An 18,169-nucleotide genomic window follows, 5' to 3' on the forward strand; every position below is an offset into this window, starting at 1 on the left:
GGAAAGCTCCGATGCCGTTCGGCTTTTTGCTTGCGTGCTAATTTTGTTTGTTTTGCGGATTGAGCTTTTTCTTCATGCGAATATCTTTACCGCGGAAGATCAAGCGGTCGTAGAATCCGATTATGCGCGAAGTGAAGCGCTCGTTGTAACGCTTTTCGAGCTCCTGCATGGAGAGGTTTGTGCTGATGATGGTCGGCTTTTTCAGCGTGATGCGCGTATCAATCACATTGTAGATTGTTGCTGTGATGTAAGACGACGAGATTTCCATGCCGAGGTCGTCGATGATGAGCAGGTCGCAGTCGTTTAAAAGATCGAGCGTATCGCCGCCGGATTCTTCGGTGCGGGTGAAGCGCTCGCGCTCGAGAGAAAGGGCAAAAGTCTGCGCCGTGCCATACACTACGCCGAACCCTTTATTGATGGCTTCTGCGGCGATGGCGAGGGAAAGGTGCGTTTTGCCGAGACCCGTAGCGCCTGTGAAAAACAGGTTGCCGCTGTCCTTTTTGAAGTTGTCTGCGTAGCGCCGGCAGAAGTCGTAAATGTTGCGCATTTGCTCGCGGTCGGAACGCTCGCCGTTTACGGAAACATCGGAATAATAGAGCAGGGAGAAATCCTCAAAGGACGAGAGCGTCAGCGGGGAGATACGGTTTAGGTTTTCGTAGGCGATCTGCTTTAATAAACTGCGGTAACAGGAGCAAATGCGGCCGTCTACATAGCCGGTATCTTCGCAGCGCTTGCAGGTGTACTGCGGCTCGATGTCAGCGCGGGTGAGACCGTGCGCGGCGAGGAGATCGGCAAACTGCTTTTGCAGCGAAAGATTTTCATTTTTTAAAGCTTCCATGGTCTCTCGCGCGTTGCCGCTGCGCAAAACGGCCATAGCCGCCCGACTTGCTGTGGAAGCGATGCGTCTGCGTACGTCCTCCGCTTCGGGGCAGACGGCGTAAAAATTCTCTAAGCGGCGCTGTGCGGTGTCCTGCGCGGTGGTGCGACGTCTGTTTAATTCATTTTCAGCTTGCGTGTAGACCTGCCTTGCATATCCCCATGGTTTATTTCTCCGTAGCAAAAATATCATATTTTTCGTATTCGTCAAGGTCATAAGAAGGCTTATGCGCGCCCTCGCGGCGGGCTTCGGCGGCAATTCTTTCATCCACGGCTTCTTTCAAGGTATGGATGTCCGCGTTGTGCCACGACTCCAAAATGGCGTTGATGTATTTCATGTTGACCTTGCCGGTGTTATCCACACAGCGGTTATAGGCTTCGTTTAGAAGCTCATCGGGCATACGCCACTCGAACACCCATCTGTGAGCAAACTGGCTCTCGTTTTTGCTGGGTGCGCGACGGGAGGTGATGCCGAACGCATTTTCACAGCGCTTCCATGCGATGGCGGTCTCGTCGAGCTCGCGCAGCTTTTCCTCCGCGGCGGCGATGCTTAAAATGTTGGAATCTGCCCAGTTGCGCACGGTGGATTCGATGTAGCTCGTGTTTGCGCGGCCAATCTTATTCGCGTAGGCGATAAGCATTAAAATGACTTCGCACGGCAGGCCGTAATCTTCGTGCGCCTGAATGAGCGTGCCGGAAAGCGCGGGGGAAAGCGTTTTGCCGAGCAGGTTCTGCGCTTCCTCTACAAGGCGGCGAATCTCCGGGGAGGATTCTACGCGCTCCGAGATATAAAGCCCGTCCGGGCGCAGCATACGCTTCGGCGCGGTGGGGCGCTGCGGCTGTGTTGGAGCGGCCTTTGGCTGCGGTGCGACGGGCGTGGGGCTCTCCACGTGATTCGGCGTAAGGGCGGTATCAAGCGGGGTATCAACGCTGCAAATGAGGCCGCTTTTCATCCAGAAGCCGAGCGCGGTATCGACACGCTGCGGGGTGATGCCGAGCGCGGCTGCAAGATCCTCCGCTGCATACGGCCGCCCGTTATGGCGCAGAAGCCACAGCATGACCTTGAGCTGATCTCCGTCCGCCTCCTTGATATATCGATCTACAAGCGCGTTCGGCACGGCGAAAACCGCGCTCCATGCGCCGAGCTCCAGCTTATAACCCATGAAAAGCCGCCCTTTCCCATCTTGAATTTCTGTATGTATCATTGTACCACACATTGTGCGTGGTTACAACCGTAAACCGCCCGGCGTAGGCGGATTTTGTCCGCACGAAATATTTTTTAAAAGAAAATTCGCGATAGGGGTTGACTTTACGGAGAAAATTCGGTATAATAATTAACGTTGCAAAACCCAATATGCTGATGTGGCTCAATGGCAGAGCAGTTCACTCGTAATGAACAGGTTGTCAGTTCGATTCTGACCATCAGCTCCAGAAACCCGGTACAATTTGTATCGGGTTTTTTGTTATCTGCAAAGCCTTGCGCGGAGGTATTTTTTGTGGTATCCTTAAACAAAGGAGTGTGATCCATGCGCAGCGATGAATTTATCGATTTATATAAACAGCTGGAGGATGAGCTTGAGGTAAAGTTCAGCACCGCAAAGCAGCGGCGGTATTCTAGCGTGGTTTTTGAATACATCAACCATTATGAAAGCGCGCCTGTGCGCGAGACGTTGAATCTCTGCCGGGAAATCCGCAATTTGATGACGCACAATGCGAACCTCGGCGGCGAGCCGATCGTGGAGCCGAGCGAGCCGGTGGTGGAAGCACTGCGGGAGGCGCTCGACTACGTTTGCCGTCCGCCGCTTGCACTCGACTTTGCGACAAAAGGCAGCAGCATTCGCTGTGCAAGGCTTTCTTCTCGCGTTTTAAATTTGATGGAAAGCATGGACAAGAGCGGCTTTTCGCACATTCCGGTTATAGAAAAAGAGAAATTTCTCGGTGTATTCAGCGTGTCCACAATCTTTTCGTGCATTTTGCGTGACCCAACCTTACGCATCACGAAGGAAACGACGCTTTCACAGCTTGGAAAAATGCTGGCCGTAGAAAAGCATGTGGAAAACTTTGCGTTTGTCGACGAGAAAACGACCTGCATTGAGGCGCGGCGTATGTTTGAGAAGATACGTGGTCGCAACAAACGCCTTTCGGTCATTTTCATCACGAAGACGGGGAGCCGAGATGAGCCATTGCTCGGTATGCTGACGCCATGGGACGTAATGCAGGATATTCGGCACACAGATGAAGACCCGGAAAGCCCGCGTAAAAAGAACAATAGAGACGCTAAGAACTGAATTCACTCCATACGAAAACGACACCGCACGGGAAAAGACTTCATCATGCGGTGTCGTTTTGTTTTATGTTTTAGTTGTCGGAGGGGAAGCGGATGTTCGCGAGCTTGCGGATTTCTTCCATATAGACGGAAACGTCGTAAGCGAGGGCGGAGCACTGCTCGTATTCCGCATGGGAAGCTTCGGGCTCTGTAATATAGCGGTAAAAATCCTTCGCTTCGTAGCCCATCAGCTTGAATTTTTCTTCTTCGCCGCAAACTTCCTCTACGGTGCCGTTGTTATAACGGATGGAGATGTTGGCGAGTTTTGAGATGGACTCCACGGATACAGTGCCGTTTGTGCCCTGAAAATCCGTGTTCGCGCCGGCCTGACCGACCTTGGAGAACACGAGGTTCACGAGCTTATCCGGGTACTGCATGGCGACAATGTCGCTGCCGTCTGCGCCGGACGCCAATAAATGCGACACGGCGAGCGTGTTCTGCGGCTTACCGAACAGATACAGCGCGGGATAGACGCAATAAACGCCGAGATCCATCAAAGCGCCGGTCTCGAGCGCGGGGTTAAAGATATTCGGCAGGCTGCCCGCGAGGTACGCATCGTACTTTGAAGAGCGCTGGCAGAAATCAATCTTCGCCACGGAGATATCGCCGATCTTTTTTAAAGCTTCTTCCAAAAGCTTTCTCTGCGGCAGGTGCATAAACATGATGGCTTCAAGGTAGATGAGCCCGCACTCTTTTGCAAGCGCCTGCAGCTCTGCTACATCTTTTGCGTGGGCGGAAAGCGGCTTTTCGCAAATGACGTGCTTGCCGTGCTCCAGAAAAACACGTGCCTGCTCGATATGCAGTTTGTTCGGGCTTGCGATATACACCGCGTCGATTTTGTCCGTTGCGGCCATTTCTTCGAGGTCGGTAAAGATGGTTTTAACGCCGTAAGGCGCTGCAAAAGCCAGACCTTTCTCTTTTGTGCGGGAGTAAACGGCGGTGAGCTGCCACAGGCCGCTGTCCAAAGCGCCGTCTACGTAGCTGTTCGCGATCCAGCCGGTGCCGATCGTTCCAAATCGCAGCATAGTTTCAGGTTCCTTTCCCATTATTCAACGAGCTCGGCGATGGACTTGACGATCTCGACGATGGTCTCCATCTCTTCCAGAACGGCAAATTCGTTTCTGCCGTGCGCAAGCTCGCCGCCGGTGCAGAGGTTCGGGCAGGGCAGACCCATAAAGGACAGGCGTGCGCCGTCTGTGCCGCCGCGAATGGGGGTGGTGACCGGCTCTACGCCGTTTTTGCGCATGGCGGTGCGGGCAACGTCAAGGATTTCCTGATGCGGCAGGATCATTTCTTTCATGTTGGAGTATGCGTCCTTCAGTGTGACCTTGACGAGCTCTAAGCCGTACTTGCGGTTGATGAACTCGGCCGCGAGGTTGAATTTATCCTTTCTCGCTTCCAGAAGGTCGCGGTCGTGGTCGCGGATGATGTAGTGCAGGTGAGCGTGCTCTACGTCGCCCTCCATGTTGTTGAGGTGCGCAAAGCCTTCGTAGCCCTCGGTGTTTTCCGGCACTTCGCGGCTCGGCAGCAGGGAAGCGAACTCCATGGCGACACGGCTTGCGTTGATCATCTTGTTCTTTGCGCTGCCCGGATGCACGCTTCTGCCGGTGATCTCCACTTCGGCGGAGGTGCCGTTGAAGTTTTCATAATCGAGGCCGCCAAGCTCGCCGCCGTCGAGCGTGTAGGCGAAATCGCAGCCGAAGCCCTTGACGTCGAACTTATCCGGGCCTGCGCCGATTTCCTCGTCCGGGGTAAATGCGATATGGATTTCGCCGTGGGGGAGATTGTTTTTGATGATGTCTTCCGCAGCCTGCATGATCTCGGCTACGCCTGCCTTGTCGTCTGCGCCGAGCAAGGTGGTACCGTCGGTAACGATAAGCGTTTTACCCTTGAATTTTTTGAGAATCGGGAAATTTTCAACATCGGTGACGATGCCGAGCTCTTTGTTGAGGACAATGTCTTCGCCATCGTAATTTTCAATGACGCGGGCTTTGACGTTTGCGCCGGAGACTTCTTCTGCGGTATCCATGTGCGCGATGAAGCCGATGACGTTCTTCTTTTCGCAGTTTGCGGGAATGGTGCCGTAAACATAACCCCACTCGTCCATGTGTGCGTCTTCAATGCCCATAGCGACCATTTCATCGGCAAGGTGCTGTGCGAGCAGCTTTTGCTTCATGGTGGAGGGCATGGTGGTGCTGGAGGAATCGGACTGGGTGTCGTAGCTTACGTAATCCAGAAATTTTTCTTTAACGGACATTTTCAATCACTCCTTAAGTTCTTGTGCAGCTATGCAGGACACAGATGCGCAAAATTCATTTTCATTGTACACCTTTCTAAGTTGTATTGCAAGCGGGGGAACAAAAAAGCTCTGTTTTCTTTGTCCGTGCTAAAATGATATGACTCGAAAAAGAAGAGAAGTTAATTTCAAAGTGGTATAACATGTGATACGACATCTCTCGTTAGGGGCATAAGAAAAGGCTCCGTGCCGAAAAGACACGAAGCCCAACCTTTAAATCAGGTTTTTGGATATGAGGGGAATCAGACCTCAGCCCAATACTTCTTGAGGTTTGCAAGGCCGATGCGCAGTGCATCAAAGACCGGCTCCATGCCCTCGAACTCGATGGAGATGCAATCGTCATAACCTGCACGCTTCAGCTGATACATGCACTGCTTGATCGGTACATTGCCGTGGCCGACAATGGTGCCGCGCAGGTACTTACCGCCGCGGGAACGGAAGCTGCCTTCGCCCGGATCGGCATCCGTAAACGGCTTTACGATGAAGTCCTTTGCATGGACATAGTACGCATACGGCGCAACTCTTGTAAATGCGGAAGCCGGGTCCTCATCTGCGCAGAGGAAGTTGCCCATATCGGTGAGGAGGCCGAAGTTCTTGTTGTCGACCGCTGCGTAGAGCTTCTCAACACGCTCGGAATCCTGCACATAGAAGCCGTGGTTTTCGACCATGGTGCGGATGCCGAACTGTGCAGCGTACTCGGTGATTTCCTTGCAGGCCTTTGCAAGGCGCGGGAGCATCGTATCAAACGGGCAGAAGTCACCAGAGTTGCGTGCATAGCCAATGGCTGCGTCGTGGCGCATACGGGTGACACCGAGGACGTGTGCGATGTCGACGTAATCCTTGACGCGAGCAATCTCTTTATCGAGGTCGCCGTCGCTGCCGGTGATGAAGTCGCAGCTCATAACGAGTGCGGAAATCTCAAGGCCGACGCGCTCGCATTCCTTGCGGAGCTCTTCGGCGTGGGCGAGACGCTCTTCCTTGGTGCCGGTGCCGAAATCGGTGAAATCGACAAACTCAATGGCATCAAAGCCAAGTTCCTTGGTCTTCGCGATCAGCTCAAACGGAGTAGCCTCGCCGGAGCGGATCTTCTGCATGTAGCTGTACATACTGACGGAAAATTTCATGTGGGTCAATCCTTTCAATACAATCCTTTTTATTAAAACGTCTCTTTTGACGTTTTGTGCGAATTTAGTCGCCGAAGGAAATGCCGATCTCACGGGCTGCGAGGATTTCTTCGCAATCGACCGGGACGGTTTTCAGCTTGCCTGCGACCTCGCTGAGCGGCACCGGGACGATCTTGCCGTTGACAAGGCCGACCATGTTGCCGTAGTTCTTCTCGCGGATGAGCCTTGCGGCTGCCGCGCCGAAGCGTGTGGAGAGCACGCGGTCGTAGGCGCACGGGCTGCCGCCGCGCTGGAAATGACCCGGTACGCAGACACGAATCTCGTTATCCACACGGGAGGCAAGCTCGTCCGCAAGGCGGTACACGATGGACGGGTACTTCATTTCGGCACGCGCCTTTTTGAAGTCCTTCTTCTTCATGGCGGCTTCTTCCTTGGATAGCGCACCCTCGGCTACGGCGAGAATGGAGAACTTCTTGCCGTTTGCGATTCTATTATCCAATGTTTTTGCGATTTTGTCAATATCATACGGGATCTCCGGCAGCAAAATCACATCTGCACCGCCCGCGATGCCGGCATAAAGCGGCAGCCAGCCGACCTTGTGCCCCATGATCTCCACACAGAAAATGCGGCCGTGGGAGGTGGCGGTGGTGTGAATGCAGTCGAGGACATTCGTCGCAATCTCCACGGAGCTGTGGAAGCCGAATGTCATATCGGTGCCCCAGACATCGTTGTCGATGGTCTTCGGCAGGGAGACGACATTGAGGCCTTCCTCGCGCAGAAGGTTTGCGGTTTTCTGTGTGCCGTTGCCACCGAGGATAACGAGGCAGTCAAGCTTCATCTTCTTGTAGTTATCCTTCATGTTCTGGACTTTATCGACGCTGTTTTCGTCGATGACGCGCATGAGCTTGAACGGCTGGCGGGAGGTACCCAAAATGGTACCGCCGAGCGTTAAGATGCCGGAGAAATCTTCCGGTTTCATCAGCTTATATTCGCCGAAAATAAGCCCCTTATAGCCGTCTTTGATGCCGTAAATCTCTACGTCGTTGCCGAATTCTTCGTAAAGCGACTTTGCAACGCCGCGAATGGAGGCATTGAGGCCCTGACAGTCGCCGCCGCTTGTTAAAATACCGATTCTTTTCATCGTTCCTCAACCTTTCGTTGTGGTGTGCGGACAGCAAAACGCGCCGAAGTCCGCTCAATTTATTCTATTATAATCTTTTATTTACAACTATGCAAGCCTTATTCTTCCGCGGAGTGAATCGGGATCAAAACGCTGTCCTTTTCGATGGACTGCAGCTCTTTCAGACGCGCCTGTGCTTCGTGGTAGAATGTAAGCTGCGAGCTGATCTTTTTCTTGCCGCGCAGGTCAACGTGCTCGTAGCTTGTATCACTCTGCATGAAACGGGCGTTTGTGGTGTCGCTCAGCATGGTATCGAGAATGCCGAAGGCGCGGGCCTTCTGTGTTTCGTCCTCGATGGGGAAAACAAGCTCCACGCGGCGGTCGAGATTGCGGGGCATCCAGTCCGCGCTGCCCATATAAATGCGCGGGTTGCCGGCATTTTCAAAGCGGAAGATACGGCTGTGCTCCAGAAGCTGACCGACAATGCTCATGACAGTGATGTTCTCGCTGACGCCTTCGATGCCCGGAATGAGGCAGCAGATGCCGCGCACAATAAGCTGCACGCGCACACCGGCCTTGGAGGCTTCATAGAGAAGCTCGATGATCTTCGGGTCAACGAGGGAGTTGACTTTGACCGTGATGCCGCTGGGCAAACCCTTTTTGGCGTTTTCGGTCTCTTGACGGATCATGTACTCAAAGAAGCTACGCATGCCGTGCGGCGCAACGATGAAGTGCTTGTACTCCGGCGGACGGGAATAGCCGGTGATGACATTGAAAAGGGAGGACGCGTCTGCGCCGAACTGCTCGTTGCAGGTGAACAGGCCGAGGTCGGTATAAATTTTCGCGGTGGAGTCGTTGTAGTTGCCGGTGCCGAGGTGCAGGTAGCGGCGGATGCCGTCTTCTTCGCGGCGCACGATAAGCGCAATTTTGCAGTGGGTCTTGAGGCCGGTCAGACCGTAAATGACGTGGCAGCCGGCTTTTTCGAGCTTCTTTGCCCAGTTGATGTTGTTTTCTTCGTCAAAGCGCGCTTTCAGCTCGACAAGCACCGTGACCTGTTTGCCGTTTTCGGCGGCTTTGATGAGCGACGCGATGATGGGCGAGTTGCCGCTGACGCGGTAGAGCGTCTGCTTGATGGCAAGTACGTTTTCGTCTTCTGCGGCTTGTGCGATGAACTGCACGACACAGTCGAATGTCTCATATGGATGGTGAACAAGGCGGTCGCCCTCACGGATGGCCTTAAAAATATCGGTGTAGCCGAAGAAATCGCCCGGGGGTGTGGTGGGACGAATGGGTGCAAAACAGAGCTTTTCGCAGCCCGGGATATTCGCAAATTTTGAGAAGAACGTGAGGTCAATGGGTCCCTGCACCTCGTAGATGCCGCTTTCATTGATGTTCAGCGCTTTTATGAGAAATTTGCGGGTATCTTCATCGGTGTGCTGCAAGAGCTCCAAGCGCACGGGACGGCCGCGCTTACGACGCTTGATGGACTTTTCAATCTCATACATAAAGTCGTCCGCTTCCTCGTCGATGGTGAGATCGGAGTTGCGCGTGATGCGGAACGGGCACACGGCTTTAATCTCGTGCAGCTCGAAAAGCTCCTCAAGATAATCGGTGATGATGTCCTCGAGCAGAATGAAGCAGCGTGTGTCGCCGTCTGCGGGCAGCTCCGTAAAGCGCGGCAGAATGGACGGCACCTGCACGACGGCAAAGCACTTTTCACCCTTGTTTTCCTTGGAAGAAAGGCGCACGGCGAGGTTCAGACTTTTATTTGCGAGCATCGGGAACGGGCGGCTGCTGTCTACGGCGAGCGGCGTCAGCACGGGGAACAGCACGCGATGAAAATACTCGTCCGTAAAGGCTCTTTGCTCGTGCGTGAGCTTTTCCGGCGTGCGGAACTCGATTTCCGCCTGCTTTTTGAGGACCGGCAAAATAGAGCGGTATAGGCAGGAATACTGCTTTTCCATAAAGGCGTGCGTTTTTTTATCGAGCGCCGAGAGAAGCTCCTTCGGCGTCATGCCGGAATCATCCGGCTTTGTGTAGTTTGAGGCGATCTGGCTTTTTACACCGGCCACGCGCACCATGAAGAATTCATCAAGGTTGGAGCCGGTGATGGCAAGGAAGCGCAAACGCTCCATGAGGGGGTTATCTTTCTTTTGGGCTTCTTCCAAAACGCGCGCATTGAAGTCCATCCAGCTCAGCTCGCGGTTATAATAGTAATTCTTTTTATCAGACATGGTTTCCGTCCTTTCGTTATTTCAGCAGCTCGCTTTTGATTTGCAGCTCGGGGCTGAGACCGAATACTTCCTTAAAGAGACCGGCGCATTCCTCAAACGCCCATTTTTCGAGCAGGGCACTGCCGGAAGCGACGGCTTTGATCTCCAGCTTTTCGTTTGTAATGCGGATTTTACTGATGCGCAGCTTACGGCGCTTCGATTTATCGAGCGCGTTTGCAAGACGGAAGATGGCAACGAGCTTTAAGATTTCCAAACGGCGTTCTTCCGTCATCGGGATTGCACCTGTATCGGCAACATTCGGCATGGTGAACTCATCGCTGCCGGCGACGAATGCCGTGAGCAGAATTTGTTCGTGCGTGAGGCCGAAAATGTCGAGATCTTTAATGAGGTCGAATGAGCACTGGTTCGGCATGCGCACGTTGATGTATTGACCGCAGCTGTGCAGAATGGACGCGAGCTGCAAAATGATTTTTTTGTCACTTGACAGACCGTGCAGGCTTTTGAATTTGTCGAAAAGCGTGCATGCAAACTCTGAAATGGCGTCGGAATGTGCGCCGTGGCAGTTGTATTTTGCCGCGATGCGTTTTGCGGAAACAATGGCGCTTTCGTTTGTTTGCGCAATGTATTCTTTTTGCGCGCCCGGCACGAGCATGTGGCGTGTGATGGCATCGCAAATATCGATATCCGGGCAAATGATCTTCTGCACGCCGTCCGAAAGGCGCAGCATGCCGGTATATATAGAAAGCGCTGTGTAGAGAATTTCGGCAAGCTCCTCGGAAATGTTGTAGCGGCGTGCGATGGCAGAATGGGACATCATGCGGATTTCCTTATACGCCGCGTGCATTTTCTTTGCGGAGATGGTGTAAAGGTCGCCGCTTTTTTCGGCGCCGCACACGGAGGCGACAAGCTCCAGATCGGAACCCGTCAAAATGATGCTGCGAATGTCTTTTTTCGGAATATCGACGCGGTTTAAAATGATGTCGAGATATTCTTCGACCGCGGGGTAAAAATCGTCGCACTCGCGGCTGAGCGCACCGAGGGCGTCGTGTAGCTTTAAGGAGCCGATGGGGATGTTCTGCGAGGTGCAGATTGCCTTGCCGTCGTACAGCGCAACACCGATGCTGCCCGTGCCGACATACGCGATGAGCGCGTCTTTCATCTCGATCTTGCTTTCTTCTTTTAAAAGCCGGATAATCTCGGAGCAGATGAGTGCTTTTTCTTCGCTGTATTCCAGAATTTCCAAGTGCAGATTGTTGTGAATTTTGAGTTGATCGATGACGAACGAGCGGTTTTCCGCCTCGCGCATCACGGTGGAGGAGACCACGCGCACGTTTTTGCAGTTGTAGCCCTCCAGCGCCGTTGTGAATTTTGTGAGGATAGAGGAGAGTTGGCGCAGGCTTTCAAAGCTGATGCGTCCCGTGGTGAAGACCTCGTGGCCGAAGAACACAGGGTATTCGAGAGAATCCAGCGTTTCGATCTCGCCGTGCTTTAACTGCGAGACACGCATGCGCACCGCACTGGAACCGATCTCGATGACCGCAGCCGGCCCGCCCGGAAGTTTTTTATTCAATATGAGCACCGCCTTTCAATGTAGAGCAACTAAATCGGAGCGCCGCCGAAAGCGGGCCCGCAAGAATTCTTGAGATATTTACTTTATTATAGCAAACCCGAGAGGAAAAAGCACCCTGTTTTCGCCGAATTTTACATAAAATATACGTGAGCCATACAATTGGATGAAAAAGGTACAGCCTGCTATATAGTTTTAATATATAAATGTGCAAATATTTCGCACAATATTGCCTAAAAGGAAATAAAATGAATTTTTTTTGAAAAAACACTTGCATTTTTGAAAGACATGCGCTATAATAATACCCGTCGCTTGGAGAGGTATTCTAATGGTAAGGAGCCACATTGGAAATGTGGTGTGCCGCAAGGCATTGTGCGTTCGAGTCGCATCCTCTCCGCCAGTACCCGGATAACGGAAGTTATCCGGGTTTTTCTTTTATCCGCATTGCTTTTTGATAACGCAGACTATATACTATATATAGAGTGAAAAAGAAGCAAGAGCAATATGCCCAAACGTTTAAATTTGGAGGAGTACACATGACATACGAAAATCCAATCCTGCCGGGTTTTTACCCGGACCCGAGCATTTGCCGCGTAGGTGAAGACTATTATCTTGTCAACAGCTCGTTTGAGTTTTTTCCGGGCGTGCCGCTTTGGCATAGCCGTGACCTGCTGCATTGGGAGCAGCTTGGCTATGTTTTGACGCGCGAAAGCCAGTTGCCGCTGGTGGACTGCCGTACCTCCGGCGGTATTTTTGCGCCGACGATCCGCTACCACGACGGCCGATTCTATATGATTACGACGAATGTGACAGACGGCGGCAATTTTTTTGTGTGGACAGATGACATCCGCGGCGAGTGGTCCGACCCGATCTGGATCGACCATCAGGGCATTGACCCATCTTTGTTCTGGGATGCGGACGGCAAGGTGTATTACACCGGTACACATACGGACGAAAACGGCAACAGCTGCATCGGACAGTTTGAGATTGATCTTGAGACCGGCGCAAAGCTGAGCGAGACAAAGTGCATTTGGTACGGTACCGGCGGCAAATGCCCGGAGGGACCGCACATGCACCGCATCGGCAATTGGTATTACTTGATGATTGCCGAGGGCGGTACGGAGTACGGCCACATGGAGACCATTGCGCGCAGTAGAAGTGTGTGGGGCCCGTTTGAATCTTGTCCGCACAACCCAATCCTCACGCACCGCAATGCACACCGCGTGGAGTTCCAGGCGCTCGGACATGCCGACCTTGTAGAGACGCCGGAGGGCAAATGGTGGATGGTATTTCACGGCATTCGCCCGTCTGTTTTCATGCTGCATCACACCGGCCGCGAGACGATGATTGCGCCGGTTACATGGGATGAGAACGGCTGGCCGGTCGTATACGGTGGCAAGGAGATTCAGCCCATCATGACGGCAGAGGGCGAAGGAGACGTGCGTGTTGCGCGCAGTTGGCACGATGATTTCAACACAGCTGCACCTGCACCACGCTGGAGCTATCTGCGCACACCCGACCGCATGAAGTATACATTTGATAAGAGCGGCGTTACACTGCGCGGCAGTGAGGCGACGCTTGACGAGCTGAAGACGGTCACATTCTTCGGTGTGCGCCAACAGCAGTTTGGTTTGAACTATACGACCGAAATGATGCTTTCCGGCGACGGCAAAGCGGGCATGACGGTTTTCCACACGAACGAGCACCACTATGAGCTGTTTGCCGAGCGTAAAAACGGCGGTATGGAGGTCACGCTGCGCCGCCGCGTGGTTGATATGCTGATCGAGAGTGAGCCGGTGTTCTTCCCGGAAACGGACACGCTGACGCTGTGCATCAAGGCCAACCGCCTGCGCTATACGTTCCTTGCGGGTAAAGCTGGGGAAGAGATGAAAGAGATCGGCACCGGCAGCACGCAGTTGCTATCCACAGAGTGCATGAACTGCACGTTTACGGGCTGCTTTGTGGGTCTTACGGCGCAGGGGGACTGCGAAGCAAAGTACCGTTATTTTGACGTTTCTGTGCCCGCAAATGAATAAAATTCGAAATAATTAAAAAAACACTTGCTTTTTCCACCGGTTTAACGTATAATGAATTTTGTTAAGCCGGTGTGTTGGAATTGGCAGACGAGACGGACTCAAAATCCGTTGATGGCAACATCGTGCGGGTTCGACCCCCGCCACCGGCACCACACCTCAAAGGCTCGCAATCCCTTGAAATGGCTGGGTTTGCGGGCTTTTTTATGTTTTGCGCGTTTGTATACTGCCCTCCTACATCACCAAATTTGCGCAACTATAACGAAGATATTGAAAGCGAGTTTTCTGCATATCGTTCTTTTAGACATTAGCATCGTTGCAATGGCTCGCGCATCAATCCGATCAATCTTGGTTTTACGAAGGCTTAAGCTTTTCCGGTATAGGTTGGTGTGCATATATTTTTGCAGCTTCAAGTGTCGGTAGAATTCTACGAATAAAAGATTAATAAAAATTTCACAAAACTTCCTTGACTCTAAACTAAGATGAGGATATACTATAAGCGAAGACAAGCGGGATGTCCCGCGAAGATAAATTTGAAATCCAAATCAAAGGAGGAAGTTCTTGTGGAAAAAATCAGAGTTGTGCAGTATGGCTGCGGCAAAATGAGCAAGTACATTCTTCGGTATCTGCATGAGCACGGCGCACAGATTGTCGGCGCGATCGACGTAAACCCGGCGGTCGTCGGGCAGGATGTCGGTGATTTCGCGGGTCTCGGCCTTAAGACCGGCGTACTGATTTCGAACAATGCGGATAAAGTTCTCGATGAGTGCGATGCAGATGTTGCGATTGTGACGCTGTTCAGCTTCATCGGCGATATTTATGACCATGTGGAAAAATGTGTATCACGCGGACTCAATGTCATCACGACATGCGAAGAAGCGATTTATCCGTGGACGACCTCTGCGGTTCAGGTCAACCGTCTGGACGCTATCGCTAAAGCGAATAACTGCACCATCACGGGCAGCGGCATGCAGGATATCTTCTGGATCAACATGGTCGCGCTCGTCGCGGGCGGTTGCCACAAAATTACGAAGATTAAAGGCGCGTACAGCTACAACGTAGAGGAATATGGATTAGCGCTCGCAAATGCGCATGGCTGCGACCTGACACCAGAAGAGTTTGAGCAGAGGATTGCGCACCCGGACATTTTTGAGCCGTCCTACGCTTGGAATGCCAGCGAAGCCATTTGCAATAAGCTTGGCCTGACAATCAAGTCTATCAACCAGAAGCATGTGCCGTGCATCATCGATCACGACATTTACTCCGAGACGCTCGGCAAGACCATCGAAGCCGGCCGCTGCATCGGCATGTCTGCCGTCGTGGCCATCGAGACAATGCAGGGCATCACCATCGAAGAGGAGACCATCGGCAAGGTCTACGGCCCGGAAGACGGCGATATGTGCGATTGGCAAATCATCGGCGAGCCGAACACCGAGTTCCATGTTGTGAAGCCTGCAACCGTTGAGCATACTTGCGCGACGGTTGTCAATCGTCTGCCGAGCCTCATTTGTGCACCGGCCGGTTATGTTACTGCCGATCAGCTTGACCCGAACAAGTATCTCACGTATCCGATGGAGTTCTATTGCTGATTAAAGCAAGAAAATACTAAAAAGAAACAAGTGAATTTCGCCGCTCGGTGTAAAAACCGGGCGGCTTTTCTTGTCTAAACTGCGAAAATGTGCTATATTATAAATGATAAAGTACCATGAGGATAGGAGAAATAAATATGCGCATTTTAATGCTTGGAAACAGCTATATTTTTACAAATGATCTGCCGAGTATACTGGCGGAAATCACGGGTGCCGAAGTAGTACAGAACACACGCGGCGGTGCACGCTTACGTGAGCAGCTGAACCCTGAAACAAGGCTCGGCGCAAAAGCATTGGAGCTGCTGCAAAATGAAAAATGGGATTACGTCGTTTTGCAGGAGATGAGCAACGGCCCTATCACAGCAAAGGAAAGCTTTATGCAGAGCGTGAAAGATTTGTGCGGTAAAATTCGTGAAAACGGTGCCGTACCTGTTCTGTATGCGACATGGGCATACCAAAAAGACGGCAAACAGCTTCAAAAATTCGGTATAGATTACGATGAGATGTACCGCAAAATGCACGAAGCCTATGCAGAAGCGGCAGAGAAAAACCACACGCTGCTCGCCGATGTCGGCAGTGCATTTTATGAAAAAACCGAAACCGAGAATCTTTTCAACGACGATGGCAGCCATCCGAACGAAGCGGGCTCGAACCTTGCCGCCGAAACGATTGCCGAAGTCATTTTAAAGGATGCAAACGCATAATGTATCCCTACTGTGCATACGCTGTATCGGAAAAATACGGCGAAACGGGGGAGCGATATGTTAGAACGCATCGGAGAAATGCATGGGCGAGAGGTTATTAGTGTTTTGGATGGCTCGCGCATCGGGTACCTCGGTGATATTGAATTTGATACACAGCAGGCGGCATTGACGGCGATCGTGGTGTACGGCCGTCCGCGCTTTTTCGGATTGTTTGGCAGAGAGAATGACTGTGTGATCCCATGGAGCGCTGTGAAGACCATTGGGGAGGATGCGGTGCTGGTCGATCACATTCCCGTAAAGCGGACACCGAAGCGCAGCTTCTTACAAAATTTCTTTGAAAACGGATAGAAAACACTTGCTTTACCCGGCATGTTGTGCTATAATAGTTCAGCGATTTGCAGATTCTGCAAGCAAAAACGCACGCCGAGGCTCTCGGATTGGTGCCGCGAAAGCGGTTTTCCCCGAAAATATCAGCCCGGCGGAGGAAAAACCAAGGAGGTATTTTCAAATGGCAGTCGTATCAATGAAGCAGCTTCTGGAGGCCGGTGTTCACTTCGGTCACCAGACAAGAAGATGGAACCCGAAGATGGCACAGTACATCTTCACGGAGAGAAACGGTATCTACATCATCGACCTGCAGAAGACCGTTAAGAAGCTCGAAGAGGCTTACAACTTCGTTCGTGACCTTTCCATGGAAGGCAAGAGCGTTCTCTTCGTAGGCACGAAAAAGCAGGCTCAGGAGTCCGTTAAGGAAGAGGCTCTCCGCGCAGGCGCTTACTATGTAAACGCTCGTTGGCTTGGCGGCATGCTCACCAACTTCACGACCATCCGCCGCAGAATTCAGAGACTTGCACAGCTGCGCAAGATGCAGGAAGACGGCACCTTCGAGCTGCTCCCGAAGAAGGAAGTCAGCAAGCTTGAGCTTGAGATCGAAAAGCTCGAAAAGTATCTTGGCGGCATCAAGGACATGAAGGAGTTCCCGGGCGCACTGTTCATTGTTGACCCGAGAAAGGAAAGAATCGCTGTTTCCGAAGCTAAGAAGCTCGGTATTCCGATCGTTGCAATCGTAGATACCAATTGCGATCCGGACGAGATTGACTACGTTATCCCGGGCAACGACGACGCTATCCGCGCTGTTAAGCTCATCGCAGGTGCTATGGCTAACGCTATCATCGAAGGCCGCGAGGGCCGTATGGGTGCTGCTGCTGAGGAGACCGAAGAAGCTGCTGCAGAGACCGAGGAATAATTTAATTTCGGTTAAAAATTCCTTTTGTTTGATATAGAGTTTAAGATTCTACAAGGAATGGTGATTTGAAATGAATTTCACAGCTAAGGACGTTGCAGATCTGCGCGCTAAGACAGGCTGCGGCATGATGGATTGCAAAAAGGCTCTCACAGAGGCTGAGGGCGATGTAGAGAAGGCAACCGAGATTCTCCGCGAGAAGGGTCTTGCAGCTTCCGTTAAGAAGGCAAGCCGTATTGCAGCTGAGGGTGTTGCATACGCTATGGTCAGCGAGTGCGGTAAGGTTGGCGTTGTGATCGAAGTCAACGCTGAGACCGACTTCGTTGCGAAGAATGCTCAGTTTATCGATTTCGTTAAGACCTGTGCCGAGACCGTTATCTATGAGAACCCGGCAGACGTTGAAGCTCTCCTTGCAGCTAAGGCACACGGCTCCGATATGACCGTTGACGCTATGCTGAAGGATAAGATTCTCACCATCGGCGAGAATATCAAGATCCGTCGTTTCGTCCGTTACGAGGGCGACTGCGTTGCTTACGTACACGGCGGCGGCAGAATCGGCGTTCTCGTTCGTTTTGAGACCGAGAACATTCCGGCAGAAGTTCTCAACGAGTGCGGCAAGGACGTCGCAATGCAGATTGCCGCTCTGAATCCGGCTTATCTCGATAAGTCCACGGTTCCGGCTGAAGCACTCGATAAGGAAAAAGAAATCCTCATGGTTCAGATTCAGAACGATCCGAAGAACTCCAAGAAGCCGCAGAACATCATCGAGAAGATGGTTACCGGCAGAATCGGCAAGTTCTATGAGAACAACTGCCTCCTGCAGCAGGCGTTCGTTAAGAACGGCGACCTCTCCGTTGAGCAGTACATTGCTGAGGAAGCAAAGAAGGCCGGCGGCACGATGAAGGTTACGGATTTCGTTCGCTTCGAGAAGGGCGAAGGCCTCGAGAAGAGAAACGACGATTTCGCAAGCGAAGTTGCCAACATGGTTAAATAATTGATTCTTTGAATCAGCACACCCCGAACGATTTTGCGTCGTTCGGGGTGTTTTTGTATCGTA

The 18,169-nt window shown here is 52.2% G+C and carries 15 protein-coding genes and 3 tRNA genes; 10 read left to right on the forward strand and 8 right to left on the reverse strand.

Annotation, left to right across the window (positions count from 1 at the left end; genetic code table 11):
• Window positions 1-37 precede the first annotated feature (37 nt).
• On the reverse strand, window positions 38-1,060 hold the full coding sequence (locus tag ACLTX1_RS04270) for an ATP-binding protein (protein ID WP_412330520.1): 1,023 nt from the start codon (window positions 1,058-1,060) through the stop codon (window positions 38-40).
• The gene (locus ACLTX1_RS04275; protein ID WP_308448456.1) at window positions 1,044-2,039 is read right to left on the reverse strand and encodes a DnaD domain protein; all 996 of its coding nucleotides are present in this window, start codon (window positions 2,037-2,039) and stop codon (window positions 1,044-1,046) included. Before ACLTX1_RS04275 ends, ACLTX1_RS04270 begins: the two co-directional genes overlap by 17 nt.
• Before the next feature lie 193 nt (window positions 2,040-2,232).
• Here ACLTX1_RS04275 and ACLTX1_RS04280 point away from each other — a divergent pair.
• Both ACLTX1_RS04280 and ACLTX1_RS04285 read left to right on the forward strand, forming a co-directional pair.
• Window positions 2,233-2,307, forward strand: a tRNA-Thr gene (locus tag ACLTX1_RS04280).
• Window positions 2,308-2,402: 95 nt separating this feature from the next.
• The gene (locus ACLTX1_RS04285) at window positions 2,403-3,164 is read left to right on the forward strand and encodes a CBS domain-containing protein (protein WP_412330521.1); all 762 of its coding nucleotides are present in this window, start codon (window positions 2,403-2,405) and stop codon (window positions 3,162-3,164) included.
• Window positions 3,165-3,234: 70 nt separating this feature from the next.
• Here the strand turns inward: ACLTX1_RS04285 and ACLTX1_RS04290 are convergent, their stop codons facing one another.
• From ACLTX1_RS04290 to ACLTX1_RS04315, 6 genes are all read right to left on the reverse strand, one after another.
• A complete protein-coding gene (locus ACLTX1_RS04290) occupies window positions 3,235-4,227 on the reverse strand; it encodes a Gfo/Idh/MocA family protein (RefSeq protein ID WP_412330522.1) in 993 nt (330 codons plus the stop codon).
• A 20-nt stretch (window positions 4,228-4,247) separates the two neighbouring features.
• Window positions 4,248-5,459: a peptidase T gene (gene pepT, locus ACLTX1_RS04295; protein ID WP_308448453.1), complete on the reverse strand. Its 1,212-nt coding sequence runs from the start codon at window positions 5,457-5,459 to the stop codon at window positions 4,248-4,250.
• A 281-nt stretch (window positions 5,460-5,740) separates the two neighbouring features.
• Window positions 5,741-6,622, reverse strand: coding sequence for a sugar phosphate isomerase/epimerase (locus ACLTX1_RS04300; protein ID WP_308448452.1), 882 nt, complete (start codon window positions 6,620-6,622; stop codon window positions 5,741-5,743).
• Window positions 6,623-6,686: 64 nt separating this feature from the next.
• A complete protein-coding gene (locus ACLTX1_RS04305) occupies window positions 6,687-7,763 on the reverse strand; it encodes an ATP-dependent 6-phosphofructokinase (protein ID WP_308448451.1) in 1,077 nt (358 codons plus the stop codon).
• A 98-nt stretch (window positions 7,764-7,861) separates the two neighbouring features.
• Window positions 7,862-9,976, reverse strand: a complete 2,115-nt coding sequence (locus ACLTX1_RS04310; RefSeq protein ID WP_412263786.1) for an RNA degradosome polyphosphate kinase — start codon at window positions 9,974-9,976, stop codon at window positions 7,862-7,864.
• 16 nt (window positions 9,977-9,992) lie between these two features.
• Complete coding sequence (locus tag ACLTX1_RS04315; RefSeq protein ID WP_412330523.1) at window positions 9,993-11,546, reverse strand: phosphatase; 1,554 nt, start codon at window positions 11,544-11,546, stop codon at window positions 9,993-9,995.
• Between the two features lie 311 nt (window positions 11,547-11,857).
• Here ACLTX1_RS04315 and ACLTX1_RS04320 point away from each other — a divergent pair.
• The 8 genes from ACLTX1_RS04320 to tsf all read left to right on the forward strand — a co-directional run bounded on the left by ACLTX1_RS04320 (window position 11,858) and on the right by tsf (window position 18,106).
• A tRNA-Ser gene (locus ACLTX1_RS04320) sits at window positions 11,858-11,943 on the forward strand.
• Between the two features lie 136 nt (window positions 11,944-12,079).
• Window positions 12,080-13,579 (forward strand): glycoside hydrolase family 43 protein, encoded by a 1,500-nt coding sequence (locus tag ACLTX1_RS04325; protein ID WP_412330524.1) that lies wholly within the window; start codon window positions 12,080-12,082, stop codon window positions 13,577-13,579.
• Window positions 13,580-13,644: 65 nt separating this feature from the next.
• Window positions 13,645-13,731, forward strand: a tRNA-Leu gene (locus ACLTX1_RS04330).
• Window positions 13,732-14,139: 408 nt separating this feature from the next.
• Entirely contained in the window at window positions 14,140-15,165 is a 1,026-nt protein-coding gene (locus tag ACLTX1_RS04335; protein ID WP_343284447.1) for a dihydrodipicolinate reductase, read from the forward strand.
• Between the two features lie 137 nt (window positions 15,166-15,302).
• A complete protein-coding gene (locus ACLTX1_RS04340; protein WP_176820255.1) occupies window positions 15,303-15,869 on the forward strand; it encodes a DUF4886 domain-containing protein in 567 nt (188 codons plus the stop codon).
• Window positions 15,870-15,926: 57 nt separating this feature from the next.
• A complete protein-coding gene (locus ACLTX1_RS04345; RefSeq protein WP_176820254.1) occupies window positions 15,927-16,217 on the forward strand; it encodes a YlmC/YmxH family sporulation protein in 291 nt (96 codons plus the stop codon).
• A gap of 160 nt (window positions 16,218-16,377) precedes the next feature.
• Window positions 16,378-17,115 carry a 30S ribosomal protein S2 gene (rpsB, locus tag ACLTX1_RS04350; protein WP_176820253.1) on the forward strand — a complete coding sequence of 246 codons (738 nt, stop codon included), beginning with the start codon at window positions 16,378-16,380 and terminating at the stop codon, window positions 17,113-17,115.
• 70 nt (window positions 17,116-17,185) lie between these two features.
• The gene (gene tsf, locus ACLTX1_RS04355) at window positions 17,186-18,106 is read left to right on the forward strand and encodes a translation elongation factor Ts (RefSeq protein ID WP_343284446.1); all 921 of its coding nucleotides are present in this window, start codon (window positions 17,186-17,188) and stop codon (window positions 18,104-18,106) included.
• The last annotated feature ends 63 nt before the right edge of the window (window positions 18,107-18,169 follow it).

Source organism: Hominenteromicrobium sp. (assembly GCF_046974225.1).
Taxonomy (GTDB): domain Bacteria; phylum Bacillota; class Clostridia; order Oscillospirales; family Acutalibacteraceae; genus Hominenteromicrobium; species Hominenteromicrobium mulieris.

Excerpts from the sequence above, each read along its gene's own strand:
- ACLTX1_RS04275 (WP_308448456.1), bottom strand. The coding sequence starts at position 2,039 with ATGGGTTATAAGCTGGAGCTCGGCGCATGGAGCGCGGTTTTCGCCGTG.
- ACLTX1_RS04305 (WP_308448451.1), bottom strand. The coding sequence starts at position 7,763 with ATGAAAAGAATCGGTATTTTAACAAGCGGCGGCGACTGTCAGGGCCTC.
- rpsB (WP_176820253.1), top strand. The coding sequence starts at position 16,378 with ATGGCAGTCGTATCAATGAAGCAGCTTCTGGAGGCCGGTGTTCACTTC.
- ACLTX1_RS04325 (WP_412330524.1), top strand. The coding sequence starts at position 12,080 with ATGACATACGAAAATCCAATCCTGCCGGGTTTTTACCCGGACCCGAGC.
- pepT (WP_308448453.1), bottom strand. The coding sequence starts at position 5,459 with ATGTCCGTTAAAGAAAAATTTCTGGATTACGTAAGCTACGACACCCAG.
- ACLTX1_RS04290 (WP_412330522.1), bottom strand. The coding sequence starts at position 4,227 with ATGCTGCGATTTGGAACGATCGGCACCGGCTGGATCGCGAACAGCTAC.
- ACLTX1_RS04285 (WP_412330521.1), top strand. The coding sequence starts at position 2,403 with ATGCGCAGCGATGAATTTATCGATTTATATAAACAGCTGGAGGATGAG.
- ACLTX1_RS04300 (WP_308448452.1), bottom strand. The coding sequence starts at position 6,622 with ATGAAATTTTCCGTCAGTATGTACAGCTACATGCAGAAGATCCGCTCC.
- ACLTX1_RS04345 (WP_176820254.1), top strand. The coding sequence starts at position 15,927 with ATGTTAGAACGCATCGGAGAAATGCATGGGCGAGAGGTTATTAGTGTT.
- tsf (WP_343284446.1), top strand. The coding sequence starts at position 17,186 with ATGAATTTCACAGCTAAGGACGTTGCAGATCTGCGCGCTAAGACAGGC.
- ACLTX1_RS04310 (WP_412263786.1), bottom strand. The coding sequence starts at position 9,976 with ATGTCTGATAAAAAGAATTACTATTATAACCGCGAGCTGAGCTGGATG.
- ACLTX1_RS04340 (WP_176820255.1), top strand. The coding sequence starts at position 15,303 with ATGCGCATTTTAATGCTTGGAAACAGCTATATTTTTACAAATGATCTG.